Origin of the sequence: Pseudomonas sp. MWU13-2862 (assembly GCF_023242495.1) — a bacterium.
Taxonomy (GTDB): domain Bacteria; phylum Pseudomonadota; class Gammaproteobacteria; order Pseudomonadales; family Pseudomonadaceae; genus Aquipseudomonas; species Aquipseudomonas gingeri_D.
The window spans coordinates 269,065-294,335 of the sequence record NZ_JALMEZ010000003.1 but is presented as its reverse complement, the minus strand read 5'-3'; the positions used below and the strand labels follow the sequence as shown (position 1 = coordinate 294,335).

26 protein-coding genes are annotated in these 25,271 nt (G+C 61.9%); 19 read left to right on the top strand and 7 right to left on the bottom strand.

Features of this window, described 5'->3' with window-relative positions; genetic code table 11:
* Nucleotides 1-44 precede the first annotated feature (44 nt).
* The 5 genes from M5C56_RS07180 (at nt 45) to M5C56_RS07160 (ending at nt 3,978) form a co-directional block, all read left to right on the top strand.
* On the top strand, nt 45-962 hold the full coding sequence (locus M5C56_RS07180; RefSeq protein ID WP_103499215.1) for a LysR substrate-binding domain-containing protein: 918 nt from the start codon (nt 45-47) through the stop codon (nt 960-962).
* A 461-nt stretch (nt 963-1,423) separates the two neighbouring features.
* Nucleotides 1,424-1,915, top strand: a complete 492-nt coding sequence (gene purE / locus M5C56_RS07175; protein WP_040071792.1) for a 5-(carboxyamino)imidazole ribonucleotide mutase — start codon at nt 1,424-1,426, stop codon at nt 1,913-1,915.
* Between the two features lie 11 nt (nt 1,916-1,926).
* Nucleotides 1,927-3,009 (top strand): 5-(carboxyamino)imidazole ribonucleotide synthase, encoded by a 1,083-nt coding sequence (locus tag M5C56_RS07170; RefSeq protein ID WP_103499414.1) that lies wholly within the window; start codon nt 1,927-1,929, stop codon nt 3,007-3,009.
* Nucleotides 3,010-3,115: 106 nt separating this feature from the next.
* The gene (locus tag M5C56_RS07165; protein WP_103499413.1) at nt 3,116-3,361 is read left to right on the top strand and encodes a GlsB/YeaQ/YmgE family stress response membrane protein; all 246 of its coding nucleotides are present in this window, start codon (nt 3,116-3,118) and stop codon (nt 3,359-3,361) included.
* Between the two features lie 80 nt (nt 3,362-3,441).
* Nucleotides 3,442-3,978, top strand: a complete 537-nt coding sequence (locus M5C56_RS07160; protein ID WP_103499412.1) for a DUF3299 domain-containing protein — start codon at nt 3,442-3,444, stop codon at nt 3,976-3,978.
* Nucleotides 3,979-4,114: 136 nt separating this feature from the next.
* On the opposite strand, the gene M5C56_RS07155 is transcribed toward M5C56_RS07160, so the two are convergent.
* Both M5C56_RS07155 and M5C56_RS07150 read right to left on the bottom strand, forming a co-directional pair.
* Entirely contained in the window at nt 4,115-5,017 is a 903-nt protein-coding gene (locus M5C56_RS07155; RefSeq protein ID WP_103499411.1) for a D-hexose-6-phosphate mutarotase, read from the bottom strand.
* 51 nt (nt 5,018-5,068) lie between these two features.
* A complete protein-coding gene (locus tag M5C56_RS07150; RefSeq protein ID WP_040071787.1) occupies nt 5,069-5,467 on the bottom strand; it encodes an acyl-CoA thioesterase in 399 nt (132 codons plus the stop codon).
* Nucleotides 5,468-5,839: 372 nt separating this feature from the next.
* Here M5C56_RS07150 and M5C56_RS07145 point away from each other — a divergent pair, with 372 nt between their 5' ends.
* The 10 genes from M5C56_RS07145 (at nt 5,840) to M5C56_RS07100 (ending at nt 17,313) form a co-directional block, all read left to right on the top strand.
* Nucleotides 5,840-7,129, top strand: coding sequence for an MFS transporter (locus M5C56_RS07145; protein WP_103499410.1), 1,290 nt, complete (start codon nt 5,840-5,842; stop codon nt 7,127-7,129).
* Nucleotides 7,130-7,387: 258 nt separating this feature from the next.
* On the top strand, nt 7,388-8,377 hold the full coding sequence (locus M5C56_RS07140) for a phosphate ABC transporter substrate-binding protein PstS (protein WP_103499409.1): 990 nt from the start codon (nt 7,388-7,390) through the stop codon (nt 8,375-8,377).
* 416 nt (nt 8,378-8,793) lie between these two features.
* Nucleotides 8,794-10,827, top strand: a complete 2,034-nt coding sequence (locus M5C56_RS07135; protein ID WP_178129710.1) for an ABC transporter permease subunit — start codon at nt 8,794-8,796, stop codon at nt 10,825-10,827.
* A gap of 15 nt (nt 10,828-10,842) precedes the next feature.
* Nucleotides 10,843-12,513: a phosphate ABC transporter permease PstA gene (gene pstA, locus M5C56_RS07130; RefSeq protein ID WP_103499407.1), complete on the top strand. Its 1,671-nt coding sequence runs from the start codon at nt 10,843-10,845 to the stop codon at nt 12,511-12,513.
* 160 nt (nt 12,514-12,673) lie between these two features.
* Nucleotides 12,674-13,507, top strand: coding sequence for a phosphate ABC transporter ATP-binding protein PstB (gene pstB, locus M5C56_RS07125; protein WP_103499406.1), 834 nt, complete (start codon nt 12,674-12,676; stop codon nt 13,505-13,507).
* A 114-nt stretch (nt 13,508-13,621) separates the two neighbouring features.
* Nucleotides 13,622-14,383 (top strand): phosphate signaling complex protein PhoU, encoded by a 762-nt coding sequence (gene phoU / locus M5C56_RS07120; protein ID WP_100939820.1) that lies wholly within the window; start codon nt 13,622-13,624, stop codon nt 14,381-14,383.
* A gap of 160 nt (nt 14,384-14,543) precedes the next feature.
* Complete coding sequence (locus M5C56_RS07115) at nt 14,544-15,473, top strand: response regulator (RefSeq protein ID WP_103499405.1); 930 nt, start codon at nt 14,544-14,546, stop codon at nt 15,471-15,473.
* 247 nt (nt 15,474-15,720) lie between these two features.
* Complete coding sequence (locus tag M5C56_RS07110) at nt 15,721-16,053, top strand: type II toxin-antitoxin system RelE/ParE family toxin (protein WP_103499404.1); 333 nt, start codon at nt 15,721-15,723, stop codon at nt 16,051-16,053.
* On the top strand, nt 16,050-16,355 hold the full coding sequence (locus tag M5C56_RS07105) for an XRE family transcriptional regulator (protein WP_103499403.1): 306 nt from the start codon (nt 16,050-16,052) through the stop codon (nt 16,353-16,355). The genes M5C56_RS07110 and M5C56_RS07105 overlap by 4 nt, the downstream gene beginning before the upstream one ends.
* 64 nt (nt 16,356-16,419) lie before the next feature.
* Entirely contained in the window at nt 16,420-17,313 is an 894-nt protein-coding gene (locus tag M5C56_RS07100; protein WP_103499402.1) for a peptidoglycan DD-metalloendopeptidase family protein, read from the top strand.
* Between the two features lie 6 nt (nt 17,314-17,319).
* Here M5C56_RS07100 and M5C56_RS07095 read toward each other — a convergent pair whose 3' ends face one another.
* From M5C56_RS07095 to phoB, 3 genes are all read right to left on the bottom strand, one after another.
* The gene (locus tag M5C56_RS07095; protein ID WP_103499401.1) at nt 17,320-18,663 is read right to left on the bottom strand and encodes a hemolysin family protein; all 1,344 of its coding nucleotides are present in this window, start codon (nt 18,661-18,663) and stop codon (nt 17,320-17,322) included.
* A gap of 137 nt (nt 18,664-18,800) precedes the next feature.
* Nucleotides 18,801-20,123 carry a phosphate regulon sensor histidine kinase PhoR gene (gene phoR / locus M5C56_RS07090; protein ID WP_103499400.1) on the bottom strand — a complete coding sequence of 441 codons (1,323 nt, stop codon included), beginning with the start codon at nt 20,121-20,123 and terminating at the stop codon, nt 18,801-18,803.
* Nucleotides 20,124-20,229: 106 nt separating this feature from the next.
* On the bottom strand, nt 20,230-20,919 hold the full coding sequence (gene phoB, locus M5C56_RS07085; protein WP_003176964.1) for a phosphate regulon transcriptional regulator PhoB: 690 nt from the start codon (nt 20,917-20,919) through the stop codon (nt 20,230-20,232).
* Between the two features lie 154 nt (nt 20,920-21,073).
* Between phoB and M5C56_RS07080 the strand changes: the two genes are divergently transcribed.
* Nucleotides 21,074-21,451, top strand: a complete 378-nt coding sequence (locus M5C56_RS07080; RefSeq protein WP_103499399.1) for a hypothetical protein — start codon at nt 21,074-21,076, stop codon at nt 21,449-21,451.
* 139 nt (nt 21,452-21,590) lie between these two features.
* Here M5C56_RS07080 and ubiA read toward each other — a convergent pair whose 3' ends face one another.
* Both ubiA and M5C56_RS07070 read right to left on the bottom strand, forming a co-directional pair.
* Complete coding sequence (gene ubiA, locus M5C56_RS07075; protein WP_103499398.1) at nt 21,591-22,481, bottom strand: 4-hydroxybenzoate octaprenyltransferase; 891 nt, start codon at nt 22,479-22,481, stop codon at nt 21,591-21,593.
* The gene (locus M5C56_RS07070; protein ID WP_103499397.1) at nt 22,481-23,044 is read right to left on the bottom strand and encodes a chorismate lyase; all 564 of its coding nucleotides are present in this window, start codon (nt 23,042-23,044) and stop codon (nt 22,481-22,483) included. The genes ubiA and M5C56_RS07070 overlap by 1 nt, the downstream gene beginning before the upstream one ends.
* Nucleotides 23,045-23,247: 203 nt before the next feature.
* On the opposite strand from M5C56_RS07070, the gene M5C56_RS07065 reads away from it, so the two are divergent.
* The 3 genes from M5C56_RS07065 (at nt 23,248) to M5C56_RS07055 (ending at nt 25,071) form a co-directional block, all read left to right on the top strand.
* Nucleotides 23,248-23,415 (top strand): rubredoxin, encoded by a 168-nt coding sequence (locus M5C56_RS07065; protein WP_103499396.1) that lies wholly within the window; start codon nt 23,248-23,250, stop codon nt 23,413-23,415.
* Between the two features lie 43 nt (nt 23,416-23,458).
* The gene (locus M5C56_RS07060; RefSeq protein ID WP_103499395.1) at nt 23,459-24,607 is read left to right on the top strand and encodes an FAD-dependent oxidoreductase; all 1,149 of its coding nucleotides are present in this window, start codon (nt 23,459-23,461) and stop codon (nt 24,605-24,607) included.
* Nucleotides 24,608-24,795: 188 nt separating this feature from the next.
* Nucleotides 24,796-25,071, top strand: coding sequence for an HU family DNA-binding protein (locus tag M5C56_RS07055; protein WP_040071769.1), 276 nt, complete (start codon nt 24,796-24,798; stop codon nt 25,069-25,071).
* Nucleotides 25,072-25,271: the final 200 nt, after the last annotated feature.

Genomic DNA, 25,271 nt, shown 5'->3' with positions numbered 1-25,271 from the left:
GACGAGCGTGTGAACCAAAATGGTGCGCATGGTGGGAGGCGCCGATGAATCTCGAAAGCAAATGGTTGGAAGATTTCAGTGCCCTGGCGGCGACCCGCAGCTTTTCCCAGGCGGCCGAGCGGCGCTTTGTCACGCAGCCGGCGTTCAGCCGACGGATCCGCAGCCTGGAGTCGGCGCTGGGGCTGACCCTGGTCAACCGCTCGCGCACGCCGATCGAGCTGACGGCGGCGGGGCAGTTGTTCCTGGTGACGGCGCGCACGGTGGTCGAGCAACTGGGCGAGGTGGTGCGCCATCTGCATCACCTGGAGGGCGGGCAGGGCGAAGTCATGCAGGTGGCAGCGGCGCATTCCCTGGCGCTGGGCTTCTTTCCGCGCTGGATCGCGCAGTTGCGTAATGAAGGGTTGAATATCGCCACGCGGCTGGTGGCGACCAACGTCGGCGACGCGGTGCATGCGTTGCGCGAGGGTGGCTGTGACTTGATGCTGGCGTTCTATGACCCGGATGCGGCGTTGCAGATGGATGCGGAGATCTTTCCGTCGATGCACCTGGGGCAGACCGAGATGTTGCCGGTCTGTGCGACGGGGCCGGATGGCCAGCCGCTGTTCGACCTGGAGGGCGAGGTGAGCGTGCCGTTGCTGGCGTATAGCGCGGGGGCGTTCCTCGGACGCTCGGTGAACCTGTTGCTGCGCCAGCGCAATCTGCGTTTCACCACTATCTATGAAACCGCGATGGCTGACAGTTTGAAGAGCATGGCGCTGGAAGGGCTGGGCATTGCCTGGGTGCCGCATCTCAGTGTCCGGGCCGAGTTGGCGCGGGGCGAACTGGTGGTGTGTGGCGGCCCGCAATGGCATGTGCCGCTGGAAATCCGCCTGTATCGCTGTGCGCTGGTGCGCAAGGCCAATGTGCGTTTGTTGTGGCGCAAGCTCGAAGGCGCGGCGGCACAGACGCCGGGCCCGACCTGAACACCGCACCACCTGTAGGAGCCGGCTTGCCGGCGATGGGGCCCTTGAGTCTTGCGGCGCCAGGACTGACGCTTTCGCGGCGGTGCGGCGATCCGACAAGCCCTGCTCCTACAGTGTTGTGTCGTGTACAAGATCGGTGAACGACGACGTACTGTAGGAGCAGGGCTTGCCCGCGAAGAGGCCCTCGAGACCGCCAAAAGCTTCGCTGGCAAGCCAGGCTCCTACAGGTGATGCGGTGTTTTTGGATTGACCTGAAAGTCAGGTAAACCGGCCTTCAGCGGCTAAAATCCAGCAAACGACAGATGGTCGGTAAAGGTGCGTTTAACGCACTTTTTTCGGTATACTGCGCGGCCTTCGGCCGGCTTGCCCGGCCCCGATTCGTATGACAAGCCACGCCGGTCTCCCGCGTGGCTTGTTGTTTTTTGACGCGCCCGCGGGCGCCCAAGAGAAGAGGCACGACGATGAGTGCACTGGTTGGCGTGATCATGGGCTCCAAGTCCGATTGGTCCACCCTTAGCCACACCGCCGATATGCTGGAAAAGCTCGGCATCCCCTACGAGGTGAAAGTGGTCTCCGCCCACCGCACCCCGGACCTGCTCTTCCAGTACGCCGAAGAGGCCGAGTCCCGCGGGATCGAGGTGATCATCGCCGGTGCCGGCGGTGCGGCGCACCTGCCCGGCATGTGCGCGGCCAAGACCCACCTGCCGGTGCTGGGCGTGCCGGTGCAGTCGGCGATGCTCTCGGGCGTCGACTCGCTGCTGTCGATCGTGCAGATGCCGGCCGGTATTCCGGTCGCCACCCTGGCCATCGGCAAGGCCGGCGCGATCAATGCCGCGCTGCTCTCGGCGAGTATCCTGGGCGCCAAGCACCCGCATTTCCACACCGTGCTGAAGAAATTCCGTGCAGAACAGACAGACAGCGTGCTGGACAATCCAGACCCACGCGTCGCCTGAGGTTGATGACGATGAAGATCGGTGTAATCGGTGGCGGCCAGTTGGGCCGCATGTTGGCGCTGGCGGGTACGCCGCTGGGGATGAACTTCGCTTTCCTGGACCCGGCGCCGGACGCCTGTGCAGCCGCCCTCGGCGAGCATCTGCGCGCCGATTACGGCGATCAGGATCACTTGCGCCAGTTGGCCGACGAAGTGGACGTGGTGACCTTCGAGTTCGAAAGCGTCCCGGCGGAAACCGTGGCCTTCCTGTCGCAGTTCGTGCCGGTCTATCCGAGCGCCGAAGCCCTGCGCATCGCCCGTGATCGCTGGTTCGAAAAGAGCATGTTCAAGGACCTGGGGATTCCCACCCCGGCCTTCGCCGATATCCAGTCCCAGGCGGACCTGGATGCCGCCGTCGCCAGCATCGGCCTGCCGGCCGTGCTGAAAACCCGCACCCTGGGCTATGACGGCAAGGGCCAGAAAGTCCTGCGCAGCGCGGCCGATGTGGTCGGCACCTTCGCCGAACTGGGCAGCGTCGCCTGCCTGCTGGAAGGCTTTGTGCCCTTCACCGGGGAAGTCTCGCTGATCGCCGTGCGCGGCCGTGATGGCGAAACCTGCTTCTATCCGCTGGTGCACAACACCCACGACAACGGCATCCTGCGCCTGTCCGTGGCCAGCACCGACCATCCGCTGCAAGCCCTGGCCGAAGAGTATGCCGGCCGGGTGCTCAAGCAGTTGAATTATGTCGGTGTGCTGGCGTTCGAGTTCTTTGAAGTCGACGGTGGCCTCAAGGCCAACGAAATCGCGCCACGGGTGCACAACTCCGGGCACTGGACCACCGAAGGCGCCGAGTGCAGCCAGTTCGAAAACCACCTGCGGGCGATTGCCGGGCTGCCGCTGGGTTCGACCGCGAAGGTCGGCGAAAGCGCGATGCTCAACTTTATCGGCGCCGTGCCGCCGGTGGAGCAGGTGATTGCCATCGCCGATTGCCATCTGCATCACTATGGCAAGGCGTTCAAGGCCGGCCGCAAGGTCGGTCACGCGACGCTGCGTTGCGCGGACAAGGCCACGCTGCAGGAGCAGATCCTGCGGGTCGAGGCGTTGATCGCCGAATAAAGATAGTCAGTGCCGGCGGGAACCTACGGTTGCCGCCGGCCTCTGATGGCAGGATGTCAAAGTGCTGACTAGGCTTTGACTGTGCACACTCACCGAGGGAAATGCCATGCACATTATCTGGACAATTTTTATCGGCCTCATCGTTGGCCTGGTGGCGCGTTTCCTCAAGCCAGGTGACGACAGCATGGGTTGGATCATGACCATCCTGCTGGGTATCGGTGGTTCGCTGGCGGCGACCTATGGTGGTCAGGCGCTGGGGATCTATCACGCGGGTCAGAGTGCCGGCTTTATCGGTGCGGTTGTGGGCGCGATTGTCTTGCTGGTGATCTACAACCTGATCAGAAGAAACTGATCCAGGCGATCAAACCCTCTCTGCCGCCATGGCGGAGAGGGCTAGAATGTGCGACATCCTCTCTGTTTTCGAGTCTCCCCATGCGCCGTCTTCTTTTGACCCTTGTTTTCCTGGGCAGTGGCCTGGCCCATGCCGGTGAACTTCCGGAAACCGACTGGCTGGAACTGATGCCCAAGTCGGACCAGAAAGCCCTTGAGCAAATGCCGGAAATCACCCACAACACGCCCGAGGGCGACGGTACCTTTACTGCCAAGGGGGGGTTGAAGCAGAGCAAGGGCCTGCCGGCGGTGATGTATTCGACCAAGACCGTGGCGGCGATGGACGGCAAGGACATCCGCATCGGTGGGTATCCGGTGCCGCTGGAGACCGACGCCAAGGGCCGCAGCACGTTGTTTTTCCTGGTGCCATACCCGGGCGCCTGCATCCACGTGCCGCCACCGCCGCCCAATCAACTGGTGCTGGTGCGGTATCCCAAGGGGTTGAAGCTGGATGATATCTACACGCCGCTGTGGGTGACCGGCACGCTGAAGATCGAGAAGGTCAGCAATGACCTGGCCGACGCGGCGTATGCGCTGGATGCGGGGAAGGTGAGGGCGGTGAAGGAGTCGGATCTGTAAGGCGCGAGATCTTTATCGCCTGTCAGATCGCTTTCGCGGGCAAGCCCTGCTCCTACAGTACGGCGTCGTTCACCGATCTTGTGCACGACACAACACTGTAGGAGCAGGGCTTGCCCGCGAAGGCCGCGACGCGGTCTCAAGCCAGGCGCTGACTACCGATAGTCACACCCAGCGTATGACTAGCCCCCGGCGCCAGCGTCACCACATCATCCATCACGTTCGCCGTCTCGATGCAAAGCATCTTCTGCCAGCCATCGTCGGCCATATCGGTAAGCTGACTGGCCCGGCCGATCCACGGATTCCAGATCACCGCCGTGCGCGAGCCGCTGCTGGTCAGCTGGATACGTCGCTGCCAGTCCGAGTCGACAATACTCAGCTGCGACGGCGCATCCTGGTAGATACGGTCGGTCTCGCCGCTAAAGTGCAAGCTGCCCATCTGCGTCGTCGACTGCCAGTCCTTCAGCGTGTCGATATAGCTCAGGCCGTCAACCCCTTCAACCTGCACATTACGGACATCGCTGACGGCGAAATAGGTGTGCAGCGCCTGGCTGATGCTGACCGGATGATCGTCCTGGTTCTCGCTGATCAGCTCGACCTGCAAGGTCTCGCCCAGGCGAATACGCAGGGTCAGACCAACCTTGTGCGGCCAACCCGGCAGGCCGCCTTCGGGCAGCGGCAGGCTGAACGTCACGTTCACCGCCTCGCCTTCCGCTTCGATGCCCTCGAGCGTCCAGTTCATCGTCCGCACAAAACCGTGGGCCGTGGCGGCCTCGCTGCTCTGGCGCATGGCCTGGACACTGTCCGGATTACGCGAAAAGTTGCCGAACCACGGCCAGCACACCGGCACCCCAGCGCGAATGCCCTGGCCTTGCTTGAACACGGCCTCGTTGTTGAGCCAGATCAGCGGCGGTTGCCCGGCCAACTGGTAACTGAGGATCTGCGCGCCTTGTTGCGCCACCAGCAATTCGGCCTGGCCGTGGCTGATCCGCCAGCCGTTCAGCTCATCCAGTTTTACTGCTTCAACATGGGGCGTGGTCATGGTGTTCTCGCAAGACAGGGAGTTGTAACGGGCCGCGCGCGGGCGGCCGGATTAACGCCGTGGCACGGAGCGGGTGCGCCCGCTGCCGTCGATGGCCACGAACACAAACGCCGCTTCGGTGACCTTGCGCCATTCGCTGGTCAGCGGATCGTCGCTCCACACCTCGACCATCATCCGCATCGAGCTGCGGCCGATTTCTTCGGTATGGGTATAAAAGGACAATTGCGCGCCGACGGCGACCGGGACCAGGAACGCCATGCGGTCGATGGACACCGTGGCCACCCGGCCGCCGGCCACTTTACTGGCCATGGCGGTGCCGGCCAGGTCCATCTGGCTGACCAGCCAGCCGCCATAAATGTCGCCGAAACCGTTGGCTTCACGCGGGAGCGCGGTGATTTGCAGGGCGAGATCGCCTTGCGGGATTGGATCTTCTTGTTCGAGTTCGATCATGCCGGGGTGCCTCTGACCCGTAACGCTACGTTGGTACTGCAGGTGAATAGCCGTCTTCAAGAAAAACGATTCAGCCCGAACATACTACGTTCGTTACGTTTCTCGTAAGCCGCACTAAGGGAAACTCTGCGAAAGCGGCTGGTTCGGCCCAACGGCGTTTTCGCACAATACCCCTCTAGCCTGCGGGTTTTACCCGGCGCAGGGCACGAGTATATCGGTCGGTAGACCGCGAGACGACCTCCCGGTTCTCATTTTTGCCGACGAATGCGCCGATCCATGTGCTTTTACGAACAATTTGCTATCGTGCCAGACCTGCTCCCAGCCTGAGTCGAGCCTTGCGTGGCTCATAGACGTGCCCAATAAGAGAAGCCCATGACCACCGCGTCCACCCCGATTGCGCAACCCGCGCGCCCGCTGACCCGTAACGACTACAAGACTTTATCGCTGTCTGCCCTGGGCGGTGCGCTGGAGTTCTACGACTTTATCATTTTCGTGTTTTTTGCCGCAGTGGTCGGCAAGTTGTTTTTCCCGGCGGACATGCCCGAGTGGCTGCGCCTGATGCAGACCTTCGGGATTTTCGCCGCCGGCTACCTGGCCCGGCCACTGGGCGGCATCGTGATGGCGCACTTCGGCGACCTGCTGGGGCGCAAGAAGATGTTCACCCTGAGTATTTTCCTGATGGCGGTGCCGACCCTGATCATGGGTTTGCTGCCGACCTATGGGCAGATCGGCATCTGGGCGCCGATCCTGCTGTTGCTGATGCGGGTGATCCAGGGTGCGGCCATCGGTGGTGAAGTACCGGGGGCCTGGGTGTTCGTCGCCGAACACGTGCCGGAGCGCAAGATCGGCTTTGCCTGCGGCACCCTGACTTCGGGCCTGACCGCCGGCATCCTGCTCGGTTCGTTGGTGGCGACCCTGATCAACAGCCTTTATACCCCGCTGGAAGTGGCGGATTACGCCTGGCGGATCCCGTTCCTGCTGGGCGGTGTGTTCGGCCTGTTCTCGGTCTACCTGCGCCGCTGGTTGCACGAGACCCCGGTATTTGCCGAACTGCAGAAACGCAAGGCGCTGTCCGACGGCATCCCGCTGGGCGCGGTGCTGCGTGATCATCGCGGCGCGATCCTGATCTCGATGCTGTTGACCTGGGTGCTGTCCGCTGGCGTGGTGGTGGTAATCCTGATGACCCCGACCGTGCTGCAAACGGCCTTTCACTTTTCCCCGACCATTTCGCTGGAAGCCAACAGCCTGGCGACGATCTGCCTGACCCTGGGTTGCATCCTTTCCGGTGCGCTGGCCGACCGTTTTGGTGCCGGGCGGGTCTTCGTATTCGGCAGCCTGGGGTTGATGGTGACGTTCTGGACCTTCTATAGCACCGTGCCGACTCATCCCGAGTGGCTGTTCCCGCTGTATGCCCTGAGCGGTCTGTTCGTCGGCACCATCGGTGCGACGCCTTACGTGATGGTCAAGGCGTTCCCGGCGGTGGTGCGCTTCAGTGGCCTGTCGTTCTCCTACAACCTGGCCTACGCGATCTTCGGCGGCCTGACCCCGATGATCGTCACCCTGCTGCTCAAGGAAAGCCCGATGGGCCCTGCTTATTATGTGGCGATCATTTGCGGCATCGGTGTGCTAGTGGGCGGGTATCTGTGGTCGAAGGGGCGTTAAGCTGCGACGGTGGAAATGGGAGTCCCTCTATATAAAGGAAGAGGGTTTCAAATTGTTTCAGTCTTGACATGATTCAGTGCCGCGCGACGGCGGCGTAGTCCAGTAAAGGCGGGCGTTTGCCCGCTTTTGCGTTCAAAAAACCAGCGTTTTGCGCATGATGGCCATTCATCTAACTGTCATATACCAGTCATAGAGTGTTCATCCGGCCTACTGATACTTGGCCCCGATCTGATAAACCCTCTCTGCTAGGAGCAAGGCATGAAACTGAAGCGTTTGATGGCGGCAATGACTTTTGTCGCTGCTGGCGTTGCAACTGCCCACGCGGTCGCCGCTGGTGTGGACCCGGCCATTCCGTCTTATACAAAAGCCACGGGCGTATCGGGTAACCTGTCCAGTGTTGGTTCCGACACCTTGGCCAACCTCATGACCCTGTGGGCCGAGGGCTACAAGAAAGAATACCCGAACGTGAACATTCAGATTCAGGCCGCCGGTTCCGCTACCGCGCCGCCCGCCCTGACTGAAGGCACTTCGAACCTGGGCCCGATGAGCCGCAAGATGAAGGACACCGAACTGGCGGCCTTCGAGCAGAAGTACGGCTACAAGCCGACCGCTATCCCGGTCGCCGTGGATGCCCTGGCCGTGTTCGTGCACAAGGACAACCCGATCAAGCACCTGACCATGGAACAAGTCGACGCGATCTTCTCCTCGACTCGTCTGTGCGGCGCCAAAGCCGAAGTCAAGACCTGGGCTGACCTGGGTGTGACCGGTGACCTGGCCAACAAGCCAGTGCAACTGTTCGGCCGTAACTCGGTATCCGGCACCTACGGCTACTTCAAGGAAGAAGCCCTGTGCAAAGGCGACTACAAGCCTAACGTGAACGAACAACCGGGTTCGGCTTCCGTTGTGCAGTCCATCAGCTCCTCGCTGAACGGTATCGGCTACTCGGGTATCGGCTACAAGACCGCCAGCGTGAAAACCGTTGCCCTGTCGAAGAAAGGCAGCACCGAGTTCATCGAAGACAGCGAAGAAAACGCCCTGAACGGCAAATACCCACTGTCGCGTTTCCTCTACGTCTACGTCAACAAGGCCCCGGGCAAGCCTCTGGCACCGCTGGAAGCCGAGTTCGTGAAACTGGTTCTGTCCAAGCAGGGTCAGGAAGTGGTTGTGAAAGACGGCTACATCCCACTGCCCGCCAAAGTTGCCGCCAAGGCACTGGCTGACCTGGGCCTGAGCGAAGGCAAGCAGTAAGCCTTCGGCCGGGACGCCAGTCCCGGCAGCAACACCAAGGCGCGGTCTGATCCCAATCGACCGCGCCCTTCATTCCGAAACCGCTGCCAGCCTTGCTGGGCGGCGGCTTCAGTGCGTCACCGCATTGTCATCTTTCTGTCATACAGGACCGCTAGGGTGTGCGCATGAACGATCTGGCCAATTCCACCATGACTACGACTTCACCCCCCAAGCGCATTGATTTCAATACGCCTGAGCTGCAACGCAAGCGCCGAATCCGCGCGCTGAAGGATCGCCTGACCCGTTGGTATGTGTTCATTGGCGGCCTCGCCGTCCTCGGGGCGATCACCCTGATCTTCTTCTTTCTCGGTTATGTGGTCCTGCCCCTGTTCCAGGGCGCCTCGCTGACCGCCGAGAAAAGCATTACCCCCGCCTGGATCCAGGACGCCGGCAAACCCCTGATGATCTCCCTGGAAGAGCAGAACCAGGTCGGCATGCGGGTTTCCGACAAAGGCCAGGTGCTGTTCTTCAATGTCCAGGACGCCAGCGAACTGTCGCGGGTCGACCTGCCGATTCCGGCCGGCACCACGGTCACCTCTATCAGTAAGGACCAGCCGGGTATCCCGCTGGTGATTGTCGGCCTGTCCAATGGCCAGGCGCTGGTGTTCCGTCACACCTATAAAGTGACGTATCCGGACGGCAAGAAAACCATTTCCCCCGCGGTCGAGTACCCCTACGGCGAGGCACCGATCATTCTTGATGACCAGGGCCGTGCCCTTGAGCATGTGAACCTGAACGCCGCCGACACCACGTTGGTCGTGGCCGGCTCCACCGGCGCGCAACTGCACGTGCTGGCGCTGACCAAAGAAGAAAACATGATGACCGGCGAGGTCACCAGCGAGCAGAAGAGCATCGAGCTGCCGCAGATGACCGAGCCGGTGAAGGCGATCTATATCGATCCGCGCCAGCAGTGGCTGTATGTGATCAACGGGCGCGCCCAGGCCGATGTGTTCAGCCTGCGCGACAAGAGTCTGAACGGTCGTTACAAACTGCTGGAAAGCGCCAATGCCGAAGTGACCGCCAGTACCCAACTGGTGGGCGGTATCTCGCTGATCATTGGTGACTCCACCGGCGGCCTGGCCCAGTGGTTCATGGCCCGCGATCCGGATGGTGAACTGCGCCTGAAAAATATCCGCGGTTTCCAGATGGGCACCGCGCCGATCGTCGAAATCACCGCCGAAGAGCGTCGCAAGGGCTTTGTCGCCATGGACGCCTCCGGCAAGCTCGGCATTTTCCACAGCACCGCGCACCGGACCCTGCTGGTCAACCAGGTGGTCGACGGCCAGGGCCTGTTCGGTCTGTCGCCGCGGGCCAACCGGGTGATCGTCGAGCAAGGTGGCAAGATCCAGCCTTTGGTCCTCAATAACCCGCACCCGGAAGTGTCCTGGAGCGCGCTGTGGAGCAAGGTCTGGTACGAGAACTACGACGAACCCAAGTACGTCTGGCAATCGACCGCCGCCAACACCGACTTCGAACCCAAGCTGAGCCTGTCGCCGCTGACCTTCGGTACCCTGAAGGCCGCGTTCTACGCCATGCTCCTGGCCGCACCGCTGGCCGTCGCCGCTGCGATCTACACCGCCTACTTCATGGCCCCGGGCATGCGCCGCAAGGTCAAGCCGGTGATCGAATTGATGGAAGCGATGCCGACGGTGATCCTCGGCTTCTTCGCCGGCCTGTTCCTGGCACCTTATGTAGAAGGGCATCTGCCGGGGATCTTCAGCCTGCTGATGCTCCTGCCGATCGGCATCCTGGTGGCCGGCTTCGCCTGGAGCCGCCTGCCCGATTCGCTGCGCCTGCGGGTGCCGGACGGCTGGGAAAGCGCGATCCTGATTCCGGTGATCCTGTTCGTCGGCTGGCTCTCGCTGTTTATGAGCCCGCATCTGGAGAACTGGTTCTTCGGCGGCGACATGCGCATGTGGATCTCCCACGACCTGGGCATCACCTACGACCAGCGCAACGCCCTGGTGGTCGGCCTGGCCATGGGCTTCGCGGTGATCCCGAACATCTACTCCATCGCCGAAGACGCCGTGTTCAGTGTGCCGCGCGGCCTGACCCTGGGCTCGCTGGCCCTGGGCGCCACGCCGTGGCAGACCATGACGCGGGTGGTGATCCTCACCGCCAGCCCGGGGATCTTCTCGGCGCTGATGATCGGTATGGGCCGCGCCGTCGGCGAGACCATGATCGTGCTGATGGCCACCGGCAACACCCCGGTCATGGAGATGAACCTGTTCGAGGGCCTGCGCACCCTGGCGGCCAACGTCGCGGTGGAGATGCCGGAGTCGGAAGTCGGCGGTAGCCACTACCGCGTGCTGTTCCTCTCGGCGCTGGTGCTGCTGCTGTTCACGTTCATCATGAACACCCTCGCGGAACTGATTCGTCAGCGTCTGCGCAAGAAATACTCGTCGCTTTAAGAAAGGTAGAAGTCTGTGAAACAGAACTCCCTGAACAGCTGGTTCAAGAGCGGCGCCCCCGGCGTCTGGATCAGCGGTGGTGCGGTATCCATCGCGGTCATCATGACCATCGGCCTGCTGGCCGTGATCGCTGTGCGCGGCCTGGGCCACTTCTGGCCGGCCGACCTGGTGCATGCCCAGTACAACGTGCCGGGCCAGGCCAACCAGCTCGTGGTCGGCGAAGTGGTACAGAAGGAAGAGGTGCCGCGCGCGCGCCTGAAGACCGCCGGCTTGCCGGTACCGGACGAAGGCCCCGAGTTCATGACCCGGGAGCTGATCAAGGTCGGTAACCGCGACCTGAACGGCAACGACTTCACCTGGATCGTCGGCGAATGGTTGCAGGACCAGACCTACCCGGCCGAACTGATGACCATCGAGCGTCGTGAGTGGGGCAATTTCTACGGCACCCTGGTCAACGTCAAGGAGAACGGCAAGGTGATCGCCGAAGGCGAAGCCGCCTGGCCCGAGTTGCAGGCCCGTGTCCAGCGCGTGAACGGGTTGGCGGCGCAGATCAAGACACTCGAGAAGAGCGACATCGGCGCCATCAACGCCGGCCTCGAGCGGATTCGTCTGCATGGCCGCAAGCTGGAACTGGAAGGCCGGCTCGATGCCACCGCGCAAGCCGACATGGCGACCGAACGTGCCGAACTGAATGCCCGTTACCAGGACATCGAAGCGCACCTGAGCGATCTGCACACCCAGTTCAACCGCGACAGCCTGACGGCCCGCGATGCCAACGGCAAGGAACTGGAAATCAGCATCGGCAAAGTGGTCCACGCCTATCAGCCGAACGCCATGGGCAAGCTGACCAAGCTGGGCTTCTACTTCAGCAAGGTCTGGGAGTTCCTCAGCGACGATCCGCGTGAAGCCAACACCGAAGGCGGGATCTTCCCGGCGATCTTCGGCACCGTGATGATGACCCTGATCATGGCGATGATCGTGACCCCGTTCGGCGTGCTGGCGGCGGTCTACCTGCGTGAATACGCCAAGCAGAACGCGCTGACCCGGATCATCCGCATCGCGGTGAACAACCTGGCCGGTGTCCCGGCGATCGTCTACGGCGTGTTCGGCCTGGGCTTCTTCGTCTACGTGCTGGGCGGCTCGCTGGACCGGCTGTTCTTCCCCGAAGCCCTGCCGGCACCGACCTTCGGTACCCCGGGCCTGCTCTGGGCCTCCCTGACCCTGGCGCTGCTGGCGGTGCCGGTGGTGATTGTGGCGACGGAGGAAGGCCTGGCGCGGATTCCCCGCACCGTGCGCGAAGGTTCGCTGGCCCTGGGGGCGACCAAGGCCGAGACCTTGTGGAAGATCGTCCTGCCGATGGCCAGTCCGGCGATGATGACCGGGATGATCCTCGCCGTGGCCCGCGCCGCCGGCGAAGTGGCCCCGCTGATGCTGGTGGGGGTGGTGAAACTGGCGCCGTCGCTGCCGGTGGACGGCAACTACCCGTACCTGCACCTGGACCAGAAGATCATGCACCTGGGCTTCCACATCTACGACGTCGGCTTCCAGAGCCCGAACGTCGAGGCCGCTCGTCCGTTGGTCTACGCTACGGCGTTGTTGCTGGTGCTGGTGATCGCCACCTTGAACCTGTCGGCCGTATGGATTCGCAACCACCTGCGCGAGAAGTACAAGGCGCTGGATAGCTGATTGCCGTCCCTGTGGGGGCGTGGCTTGCCCGCGAAGCTTTTGGCGGTCTTGAGGCCCCCTTCGCGGGCAAGCCACGCTCCTACAGAACGGCGTTACCGTTGACCCAGGCATTGTGTCGACGGCTCATTGAACCGAATTTGTTAGCGCAGGGAGTTACCCCATGCAGCATGAACCCCAAACCCACGGCATCAACATGTCCGCCCTGGGCCGTAGCAAGCAGAGCCTGGACCTGGCGAGCGAAACCGTTGCCATCGAAGTCCCGAAACTGAGCCTGTACTACGGCGAGAAGCAGGCGTTGTACGACGTCAGCATGAATATCCCCAAGCAGCGCGTGACCGCCTTTATCGGCCCGTCCGGTTGCGGCAAGTCGACGCTGCTGCGCACCTTCAACCGTATGAACGACCTGGTGGACGGTTGCCGCGTAGAGGGTGAAATCAACCTCTACGGCAACAACATCTACCGCAAGGGCGAGGACGTCGCCGAGCTGCGCCGCAAGGTCGGCATGGTGTTCCAGAAACCCAACCCGTTCCCCAAGACCATCTACGAAAACGTGGTCTACGGCTTGCGTATCCAAGGCATCAACAAGAAGCGTATTCTCGATGAAGCCGTGGAATGGGCCCTCAAGGGCGCGGCGCTGTGGGAAGAGGTCAAGGATCGTCTGCACGACTCGGCCCTGGGCCTGTCCGGCGGTCAGCAACAGCGTCTGGTGATTGCCCGGACCATCGCGGTCGAACCGGAAGTGTTGTTGCTCGACGAACCGTGCTCGGCACTCGATCCGATCTCGACCCTCAAGGTCGAAGAGCTGATCTACGAGTTGAAATCTAAATTCACTATTGTGATCGTCACCCACAACATGCAGCAGGCCGCTCGGGTTTCCGACTACACCGCGTTCATGTACATGGGCAAGCTGGTGGAGTTCGGTGACACCGACACCCTGTTCACCAACCCGGCGAAGAAACAGACAGAAGACTACATCACCGGTCGTTATGGCTAGGTGAGGAAGCTGCAAGTCGTCAGCGACAAGCGGCAAGCACGGGCAGCCTGAGCATATTCATAATTCGGCTTGAAGCTTACAGCTTGAAGCTTGCAGCTTTCGCGGAGCGACACAATGATTGATAAAGACGGTCTTACCCATCACATTTCCGCGCAGTTCAACGCGGAACTGGAAGAAGTACGCAGCCACCTCCTGGCCATGGGCGGTCTGGTCGAGAAGCAGGTCAACGACGCGGTCACCGCGTTGATCGAAGCCGATTCGGGCCTGGCCCAGCAAGTGCGCGAAATCGACGACCAGATCAACCAGATGGAACGCAATATCGACGAGGAATGCCTGCGCATTCTCGCCCGTCGCCAGCCGGCGGCCTCTGACCTGCGCCTGATCATCAGCATCTCCAAGTCGGTAATCGACCTGGAGCGCATCGGTGACGAAGCGACCAAGATCGCCCGTCGCGCCATCCAGCTGTGCGAGGAGGGCGAGGCGCCGCGTGGTTATGTCGAAGTGCGTCATATCGGCGACCAGGTGCGCAACATGGTCCGTGACTCGCTGGACGCCTTTGCCCGCTTCGACGCCGAGCTGGCGTTGTCGGTGGCGCAATACGACAAGATCATCGACCGCGAGTACAAGACGGCCCTGCGCGAGCTGGCAACCTACATGATGGAAGATCCGCGCTCGATCAGCCGGGTACTGAGCATCATCTGGGTACTGCGTTCCCTGGAGCGCATCGGCGATCATGCACGGAACATCTCCGAACTGGTGATCTACCTGGTGCGCGGCACCGACGTCCGGCACATGGGCCTCAAGCGCATGCGTCAGGAAGTTGAGGGCACCTTGTCCGAAACTGCTAATGTTCCCGGCGAAGCTGACGATAAGTAAGATTGCCTGAGAAAAACGCCCGGCCTAAGGTCGGGCGTTTTTGTTTGTGGCGTACGAATTTTTACGAGCACCCGCGAACGAAAAGTCCCGGTGTGACCAATCGCTGTTGGCAAATAGCCATTAGTCAGTATGCTAGCCGGGATTTTCAGAGGAATGGTCAATGAGTAAAGTCAGTGTTTTGGTGGTGGATGACGCGTCGTTCATCCGCGATCTGGTGAAGAAATGCCTGCGCAACTACTTCCCGGGCATCCGGATCGAAGACGCTGTCAACGGGCGCAAGGCCCAGGCGGTACTGGCTCGCGAAGCGTTCGACCTGGTGTTGTGCGACTGGGAAATGCCGGAAATGTCCGGTCTGGAGTTGCTGACCTGGTGCCGCCAGCAGGACAACCTCAAGACGATGCCGTTTGTCATGGTGACCAGCCGTGGCGACAAGGAAAACGTGGTTCAGGCGATCCAGGCCGGTGTTTCCGGTTATGTGAGCAAGCCGTTTACCAACGAACAGCTGCTGACCAAGGTCAAGCAGGCGTTGCACAAGGTCGGCAAGCTCGACACCTTGATGAACAGCGCGCCGACCAAGGCCAACTCGGCTTTTGCCAATGACTCCCTGAGCGCCCTGACCGGCGGTCGTGCCGAAGTGGTCAGCCCGGCGGCGGCGCAAGCCCCTGCGGCGGCCCCGTCCAAAGGCCTGCTCAACAGCCCGCCGGTGCGTCCGGCCACTGCGGCATCGCCAGCGGGCGCCGCCGCAGCCTCGGGCGGTCGTGGCCAGGGCCAGTTGCGTCTGTCCAGTGGCACCCAGCAGTGCGTGATCAAGGCACTGAGCATCAAGGAAGCCTTGCTGGTGGTACGGCGTACCGAGATCCTCCCGCAGGTGCTGGAAAACGCCGTGCTGGACCTGGAGCAGGGCGATAACGCCGAGATCGCCCGTTTGAACGGCTATCTGCATGCCATCGTCGCCCATGAGCCGAAGCCGGACAGCGAATGGCTGCAACTGACCTTCCGTTTTGTCGACCAGGACGCCCAGAAGCTGGACTATATCTCCCGCCTGATCGCCCGTGGCACCGCCCTGAAGCACTTCGTTCCCGGGGCTTGATACCCGCCTGACGGCGTGGTGGCTTTGCACACCGCGCCGTTTGCCTGACCTTCCTCCGATACTGACGCCTGCCCTCGGAACGCCTTTCGTCCGAATCCTTTCGCTCAGGTTGTTTTATATCTGTTTCGATATAATCTATTTAAGAGTCATGTGGGTGGTCGCCTTTGCGCCAAGCTTTGAAACAACCTCGCACCACGGATATCCCGTTCATTGATTAGTCTTTTCCTGTCAGCAACAGGAGAAGTCGATGCCAAGGCACAAGGATGTGGTGTTTGTAGGGAGCTCACTCAGGGATCTCAAGGCGTTCCCGCTGGATGCGCGAAGAGCCGTCGGTTTTCAGCTGGATCTTCTGCAGCAGGGTGAAGCGCCCTGCGACTGGAAGCCCATGAAGACGGTAGGCAAGGGTGTCTATGAGATCAGGGTGAGTGAAGAGAGTGGCGCATTTCGGGTGTTCTATGTGGTCAACCGGGCCGATGCCCTGTATGTCCTTCACGCCTTCAGAAAGACCACCCAGAAAACGGAAACCCGGGATATTGAGCTGGCGCGGGCCAGACTGCAGGAGATAGGAGCAACGCTATGACCAACGCCATCAAGACTGAACGTTTCGCCTCTGTCTGGGATGCCCTTGAGGACACTCCTCGGGAGGCCGCCAACATGCGCCTGCGCTCCAAGCTGATGATGGAGCTGATCAGCCGGGTCAACGCTTGGGAGGTGTCGCAAAAGGACGCAGCCAAGCGCCTGGGGATCACCCAGCCGAGGCTGAATGACCTGCTGAACGGCAAGATCGACAAGTTCTCCCTGGATGCGCTGGTGAACCTGTCCGAGCCGGCTCAATTGAACGTCGACCTGTGCTTTGGCCCCGGGGCCATCCAGCTGGCGTGATTCACACAAATGCCCTGGCCACCTGCTAGTCTGGTCGCCATGTTTTATTCGGCGACTCTCGCTTATGTTCCTGCGCCTGCTGCTTTCCTGTGGTCTGTTGATGGCCGCCACCTCGGCTGCGGCCATGACCATCTACAAGTACACCGATGCCAATGGGGTGGTCTCCTACAGTGACCGCCCGGCGCCGGGCGCCCAGGTATTCGTGTTTCGTGATCGGATGGTCGAGCACCTGGAGCATCAGGTGCGCCTGGATATCCGCAAGCAGAAGGGCGGTGATGAGGTCTACGTGCGCAACGACCTCTATGCCCCAGTGGAGATCGAGCTGGGTTTCGGGGCCCTGAAGAACGTCAGCGGTGCGCCGCAGTCGATCCGCAAGGTCCTGCCGGCCCGCAGCAACCAGCGCCTGGCGCTGCTCACGGCGATTCAGGCCGGCGAGCCGATGCGCTACGTCCCCAGGTTCCAATACTTCCTGGGCGACCCTTCCGGGCAGGCTCAGGGCTACCGTTACCCCTTTCCCTGGCGTGGCGGGCCGTTTCGCCTGACCCAGGGACCGAATGGGCAATACAGCCACTTCGGCACCAAGAGCCGTTACGCGATGGACATCGCCATGCCGGTAGGCACGCCGATCATCGCGGCGCGGGGCGGGGTAGTGATCAAGACCGAGAACGACCAGAGCGGCGGCGGCAAGAACCCTTCGGGCAACTTCGTGCGGGTGCTGCACGACGACGGCACCATGGGCGTGTACCTGCACCTCAAGCAAGGCTCGGTGAGCGTGCGCGAAGGCCAGCGGGTGGAAGTGGGCAGCCCGCTGGCGCTGTCGGGCAACACCGGCAACAGCACCGGGCCGCACCTGCACTTCGTGGTGCAGCGCAATACCGGGATGGGGCTGGTGTCGATTCCCTATCAGTTCAGCCAGCCGCTGGAGATGCTGCCGAATTTTGCCCTGAGGGGGAAATGACCCCTATCAGTCGAGCTTGAGGACCTTGGCCAGGATGATCTTCGGCCCTTTCATCTTCTTGATGATGATGCGCAGGCCTTCGACTTCCAGCACTTCTTCCTCTTCCGGAACCCGCTTCAGGGAGTCATAGACCAGCCCGGCGAGGGTCTCCGCCTCGATATGGTCCAGGTCGATGCCCAGCAGGCGTTCGACCTTGAACAACGGCGTATCGCCCCGCACCAGCAACTTGCCCGGCTGATAGGCGAGGATGCCGCGCTCGGTCTTGCGGTGTTCGTCCTGGATATCGCCCACCAGCACTTCGAGCACGTCTTCCATGGTCAGGTAGCCGATCACCTTGCCGTCGGCTTCTTCCACCAGGGCGAAGTGCGAGCCGCCCTGGCGGAACTGTTCCAGCAGGCGCGACAACGGCATATGCCGCGATACCCGCTCCAGTGGCCGGGTCAGCTCGGCGAGGTTGAACGACTCGGGAATATGGTCCAGGGCCGCCAGTTCCAGCAGCAGGTCCTTGATGTGCAGCAGGCCGACGAACACGTTGCGTTCGGCGTCGTACACCGGATAACGGCTGAACTTGTGGCGACGGAACAGCGCGAGGATTTCCTTGAGCGGCGCATTGCAGTCCAGGGTCACCAGGTCTTCACGGGAGTTGGCCCAGTCGACCACTTCCAGTTCGCCCATTTCCACTGCCGAGGCCAGCACGCGCATGCCCTGGTCGCTGGGGTCCTGGCCACGGCTGGAGTGCAGGATCAGCTTGAGTTCTTCACGGCTGTAATGGTGCTCGTGATGGGGGCCGGGCTCGCCCTGGCCGGCGATCCGCAGGATGGCGTTGGCGCTGGCGTTGAGCAGGTAGATGGCCGGGTACATCGCCCAGTAGAACAGGTACAGCGGCACCGCCGTCCACAGCGACAGCAGCTCGGGCTTGCGAATCGCCCAGGATTTGGGCGCCAGCTCACCGACCACGATGTGCAGGTAGGAAATGATGAAAAAGGCGGTAAAGAACGACACGCCCTTGATCACTTCGGCGGAGTTCACACCGACGGCACTCAGCAGCGGCTCCATCAGGTGGGCGAAGGCCGGTTCACCGACCCAGCCCAGGCCCAGGGAGGCGAGGGTGATACCCAACTGGCAGGCGGACAGATAGGCGTCCAGCTGGCTGTGCACGGTGCGCAGGATCTGCCCGCGCCAGCCGTTCTGGTGGGCGATGGCCTCGACCCGGGTCGAGCGCAGCTTGACCATGGCGAATTCCGCCGCAACGAAGAAACCGTTGAGCAATACCAGGATCAGAGCGAAAAGAATCATGCCGAAGTCGGCGAAGAGCGAAGCGAGGGTCAAGCTACTAGGGGAAGGGTCCATGATGGGGTTTTACGGGTTCCGTATTTCAATTTGAAGTAGGTGGGTGGAGGCCTGAAAGGCAGGCACAAGTCAACCAATGTAGCGGCAGATGCGCCCGTTGCCTAGTGGCCTGGCCCGGCCGGTGTCCCGGCAAGGCGTCAGGCGGGCAGGTTGCGGGTGCTGGTGCGCGTCACCTGGACCGGGGCGAAATGGCAGGTGAAGGTGCTGCCATGGCCCAATACGCTGCTGATTTCCAGGCGGGCGCGGTGGCGCAGCAACACGTGTTTGACGATGGCCAGGCCCAGGCCGGTGCCGCCGGTGTTGGAGTTGCGGCTGGAGTCGACCCGGTAGAAGCGTTCGGTCAGGCGTGGCAGGTGCTTGTTGTCGATACCGATGCCCGAATCCTGCACGCTCAGGTGCGCGCCGTGCTCGTCGCCCCACCAGCGAATGCGGATATTGCCTTCGGCCGGGGTGTATTTGACGGCGTTGAACACCAGGTTGGAGAACGCGCTGCGCAGTTCCGCCTCGCTGCCCTTGAGGCGGATGGCGCCATCGGCTTCCAGGGTGATGGTCTGGTTGCGTTGCCCGGACAGGGCCTGGGCATCGTTCTTGATCGACTGCAACAGCGTGTCGATGCGCACCGGCTGGTTGTCCGACGGGTAGTCGGTGGCTTCCAGCTTGGCCAGCAACAGCAGGTCGTTGAGCAGGGTCTGCATGCGGCTGCCTTGCTGCTGCATCTGCTGCAGGGCGCGAACCCAGCGTGGGTTCACCTCCTGGACGTTGTCGAGCAGGGTTTCCAGGTAGCCGGAGATCACCGTCAGTGGCGTGCGCAGCTCATGGGAGACGTTGGCGACGAAGTCCTTGCGCATCTGTTCCAGCTGATGGATGCGGGTCACGTCGCGCACCAGCATCAGGTGCTCGTTGTTGCCGTAGCGGGTGATATAGAGCTGGATACGCAGGCGGTCATTGGTCGGCGAGGGAATTTCCAGCGGCTCGGCGTAGCTTTCCTGTTCGAAGTATTCCTTGAAGCGCGGATGGCGCACCAGGTTGGTCACCGGCTGGCCGCTGTCCTGGGGCGTCTTGAGGCCCAGCAGGGTTTCCGCCGCGCGGTTCCACCATTCCAGGTTGCCGTCGCTGTCGAGCATGATCACCGCGTCCTTGAGGGCGGCGGTGGATTCCTGGACCCGGTCGATCACCGCTTGCAGGCGCCCGCGCACGCGCTGGTCGCGACGTTGCAGGTGATAGATGCTGTCGAATACGTCGCCCCACAGGCCATAGCCGTCCGGCGGTGATTCTTCGGGTTTGTGATGGCGCAGCCATTGATGCAGGCGCAGCAGTTGCTTGAGGGTCCAGCCCAGGTAAAGCCCCAGGCCCACGGCCAGGCTCCAGCCGTAATACCCGCTGGCCAGCCCTGCCACCAGGCAGCCGGTGACCAGCAACAACAAATGGCGGATCAGGGTGCCATGCCAGTTTTGATTCACTTCAACATGCGTCCTTGGAGGCGAAGCCGTTCGAGCGACAAGCTTCAACGCTGCCAGTTTGAAGCGGCTCGGTTACCGATGTATTGCGGGTTGTTTGCAGCGGTTCTCAACCCTTGGTCGAGAAACGATAGCCGGTGCCGCGCACGGTTTGTACCAGATTTTCGTAGGCATCGCCCAAGGCTTTGCGCAGACGGCGGATATGCACGTCGACGGTTCGCTCCTCGACATAGACATTGCCGCCCCAGACCTGGTCCAGCAACTGGCCACGGGTGTAGGCACGTTCCTGGTGGGTCATGAAGAACTGCAACAGGCGGTATTCGGTAGGCCCCATTTCCGCCGGTTTGCCGTCGATGGTCACCCGGTGGCTGATGGGGTCGAGCAGCAGGCCGCCGACTTCGATGGGGGCTTCGCCGTCGGTCGGGCCGGCCCGGCGCAGCACTGCCTTGAGGCGCGCCACCAGCTCCCGTGGAGAGAATGGCTTGGTGATGTAGTCATCGGCGCCGACTTCAAGACCCTGGATCTTGTTGTCTTCTTCACCCTTGGCGGTGAGCATGATGATCGGGATGTCACCGGTCAGCTCGTCGCGCTTGAGGCGCCGGGCCAGCTCGATGCCCGAGGTGCCGGGCAGCATCCAGTCGAGCAGGATCAGGTCGGGTTTGCGGTCGACGATGATCGCGTGGGCCTGCTGGGAGTTTTCCGCTTCCAGGCAGTCATAGCCGGCCATTTCCAACGCAACGGCGATCATCTCGCGGATGGGCGCTTCGTCGTCGACGATCAGAATGCTCCTGCCAACCATATCCCTTCACCCTCTTGTCATTTAACTGTCTTGCGCCGCATTAGATAACGAAATTATTGCAGACATGTGACAGCTTTTTTCCGCACGCCGCAATGGTCATATTCATGGGCTACGCTGGGGGTTCGAATCCTACAACCACAAAAGGAAGGTTCTTATGACTTACTCTTCGTTTTCGTTGAAAGCCCTGATGGTAACGGCGGCGTTAACGCTGCCGACCCTGGTTTTCGCGGCTGAGCCGGCCATGATGAAAAACGGCATGATGGTCGATAGCAAGGGGATGACGTTGTACACCTTTGATAAGGATGCCAACGGCAAATCCATGTGCAATGGCGATTGCGCCAAGAACTGGCCGCCGATGATGGCTCCTGCGGATGCCAAGGCTGAGGCTGGCTGGACAATGATCAAGCGCGATGACGGCACGATGCAGTGGGCGCATAACGGCAAACCGATGTACACCTACAAGATGGACGCCAAGCCTGGAGACGCCATGGGTGATGGCAAAGGCGGTATGTGGCACATGGCCAAGCACTGATTCACCGCAATACCTTGTAGGAGCAGGGCTTGCCCGCGAAGAGGCCCTTGAGACCGCTAAAAGCTTCGCTGGCAAGCCAGGCTCCTACAGGTTCCGTTGTGTCCTCTGGAACGGGTGCCTGGCTGGCGAGCGGGGTTGCTCAGCGCGCCGCGTAATCCAGCACCACACCCAGGAAAATCGCCAATCCCGCCCAGTGGTTGTGCAGGAACATCTTGAAGCAGAGCTGCGGGTCCTTGCCTCGGGTGACCCGGAATTCCCAGACAAAACATGCCGCGGCCGCTAAAAGCCCGATATGGAACCAGCCCCCCAGCTCGAACCGCGCCCCGGCCAGCAGCAGGCAGCCGAGCATCAGGCCCTGCAAGGTCAGGATGATCACCCGATCGGCCTCGCCGAACAGAATGGCAGTGGATTTCACGCCGATCTTCAGGTCGTCCTCACGGTCGGTCATGGCGTAATAGGTGTCGAATGCCACCGTCCACAGCACATTGGCGATATACAGCAACCAGGCCGTGGCGGGCAGGCTGCCGGTCTCGGCGGTGAAGGCCATCAGGATGCCCCAGGAATACGCCGCCCCCAGCACCACTTGCGGGTAATAGGTGTAGCGCTTCATGAACGGGTAGCAGGCCGCTACCGCCAGGGCACCGAAGGACAACCACACCGTGGTCGCATTGGTGCACAGCACCAGCAGGAAACTGATTCCCATCAGCAGGGCGAACACCACGAGGGCTTCCTTGCCGCTGATCCGCCCTGCCGCGATGGGCCGCTGCTCGGTGCGTTTGACGTGGCCGTCGACCTTGCGGTCGGCGAAGTCATTGATGGCGCAGCCGCCGGCGCGGGTCAGGATCACGCCGAGGGTGAAGATCAGCAGGTTGCCCAGCGACGGTACACCCTTGGCCGCGATCCACAGGGCGCTGAGGGTCGGCCACAGCAGAAGGTAAATGCCGATGGGCTTGTCCATGCGGGTCAGCTGGAGAAAGTCCCAGGCCCGTGGGTGCAGGCGGTTCATGGATTTGAGCAGGTTCAGGTACATCAGCAGTTCTCCCCACAGGTACTGACGGCGTGCCACAGGCTCGGCAGGAAAATCTCCGCCACCAGCAGGCTCAGCGGCCCGCGATTGAAACGTGAGCGGCGGCCCCAGAGATGATCGGCGCGATGCTCCGGCGGCAGCCAGGGCGCCGGGTAATGGCAGACTTCGATGGCCTGGCGTTCGAACGCCTGATCGCAGAACAGCAGTTCACCCAGTGAACGGCTACCCAACTCGTCCATATTCAGGCCGCCTTCGCGCAAGGCACTCTGCGCCGCGACGCTACGGGCGAACACCCAGGGCTGGCCGTGACCGCGCAAATACACCTCGCGCACCCAACCCAGGCTTTCACCCGGCAACTCCAGCGAGGCGCACTCGTCGTCGCGCAGCGGTTGCCAGCCTTCGAACAGTGGCGTGACACTGAAAGCGTTATCGGAAAGTGCTGTAAGACGACGAGTAAGAGACCCTTCGTCAAATAACCAGTCGAGGGTTGGTGCGTCTGGCGGGGTGGTCAGCCGGCTCTGGGTGAGCCAGGCGGGAGACGCTGGAACGGGGGCTTTGTGCGGCACGATGGGCAGTTGATTGGCAGCCAGTGAGGCGCCGAGCTTATCACAGGCGGTTCGGCCGTTTAGAGCGCCAGGCTGATCAACGCTGTCGATCGTGCTTGCATCGGCGGCCTTCGATCAGTACAAAACGCCCTGAGCCGGACGGCAACGCTGTGCCTATCGACTGTCCGTGCCGTTAAAAGCCTGGGAACCGAGGAAGTAACGAGATGAAGAAGTGGCAATGTGTGGTTTGCGGGCTGATCTATAACGAAGCCGACGGTTGGCCGGATGATGGCATCCTCCCCGGGACCCGCTGGGAAGATGTCCCCGCTGACTGGCTGTGTCCGGACTGCGGCGTCGGCAAGACGGATTTCGAAATGATCGAAATCGCCTGATCGATCAATTTTTAAACAGATGTCTATGGACTTGGAGAAAGGAATGAGCGCACCTGTCGTGATCGTCGGTACCGGGCTGGCCGGTTACAACCTGGCCCGGGAGTTTCGCAAGCTCGACAGCGAAACCCCGCTGCTGCTGATCACCGCCGACGACGGGCGTTCCTACTCCAAGCCCATGCTCTCCACCGGCTTCGGCAAGAACAAGGACGCCGATGGCCTGAGCATGGCCGAACCCGGGACCATGGCCGAGCAGCTCAAGGCCGAGATCCGCACCCACACCCGCATCAGCGGCATCGACCCGGGCCACAAACGCCTGTGGATCGGCGAGGAAGCGGTGAGCTACCGTGACCTGATCCTGGCCTGGGGCGCGGAAACCGTGCGGGTGCCGGTGGAAGGCGATGCCCCCGAGGCGATCTTCCCGATCAACGACCTGGAAGACTACGCGCGTTTCCGTGTGGCGGCGGCGGGCAAGCAGCGTGTGCTGCTGCTGGGCGCCGGGTTGATCGGCTGTGAGTTCGCCAATGACCTGATCCTTGGTGGTTACCAGGTGGAACTGGTTGCGCCGTGCGAACAGGTCATGCCGACGTTGCTGCACCCGGCGGCCGCCGCCGCTGTGCAGGCGGGCCTGGAAAGCCTTGGTGCGCGTTTTCACCTGGGCCCGGTGCTGACCCGCCTGCAACGCAGCGGCGATCACCTGGAGGCGCATCTGTCGGACGGCGCCACCGTGGCCTGCGACGTGGTGGTCTCGGCCATCGGCCTGCGTCCGCGCATCGACCTGGCCGCCGCCGCCGGCCTGCAGGTCAATCGCGGGGTGGTGGTTGATCGCCACCTGAAAACCTCCCACGCCAATATCTACGCCCTGGGCGACTGCGCCGAGGTCGATGGCTTGAACCTGCTGTACGTCATGCCGCTGATGAGCTGCGCCCGGGCGCTGGCCCAGACCCTGGCCGGCAATGCCACCGCGGTGAGCTACGGCGCCATGCCGATCACCGTGAAGACGCCGGTGTGCCCGCTGGTGGTGTCGCCACCGCCCCGTGGCAGCGAAGGCGTGTGGACGGTCGAAGGGCAGGGCGCCGACATCAAGGCCCTGTGCCGCGACACCGGCGGTCGGCTGCTGGGTTATGCCCTGACGGGCGCGGCGGTGATGGAAAAACTGGCCCTGAACAAGGAGCTTCCGCCGTTGCTGGCGTAAATACCGGTCCTTCTGTCGTAAACACCCGCTTCTTGCCCCTACAAAGGTCGTAACGAGACTGGCGCGGGACCTTGCCTCGTGCCATCCTCACTCCCGTCTGCCGCAGAGTAGAGCCTGCGGCGCCTTGGGCGCTGTTCCGGAAGAACAGCACGGACATAACAACAAAAAACCGTCAAAGAGGCTTCATTATGCGTAAACCAGAACTCGCCGCTGCAATTGCTGAAAAAGCGGACCTCACGAAAGAACAGGCCAGCCGCGTGCTCAACGCCGTCCTCGAAGAAATCACCGGCGCGCTGCACCGCAAAGACAGCGTCACCCTGGTAGGTTTCGGCACCTTTCTGCAGCGCCATCGCGGTGCCCGTACCGGCAAGAACCCGCAAACCGGCGAGCCGGTGAAGATCAAGGCCAGCAATACCGTCGCATTCAAACCGGGCAAGTCGCTCAAAGATAGCGTCAACCCGTAAGCGTCAGGTACCACTCCCGGAGCAACGGGAGGGCTGTAGAAAAAATGGGCACGCCGATCGGATCGGGTGCCCATTTTTCATTCTGGCGGTGCTGTCGCAAGGCCCCCACTGTTCAGTGTCGAATCAACAATCTGCAGACGACCGGATAGCCATGTGGGAGCGGAGCTTCAGGTACGTGTTCCGCCATCAGAATATCGTCG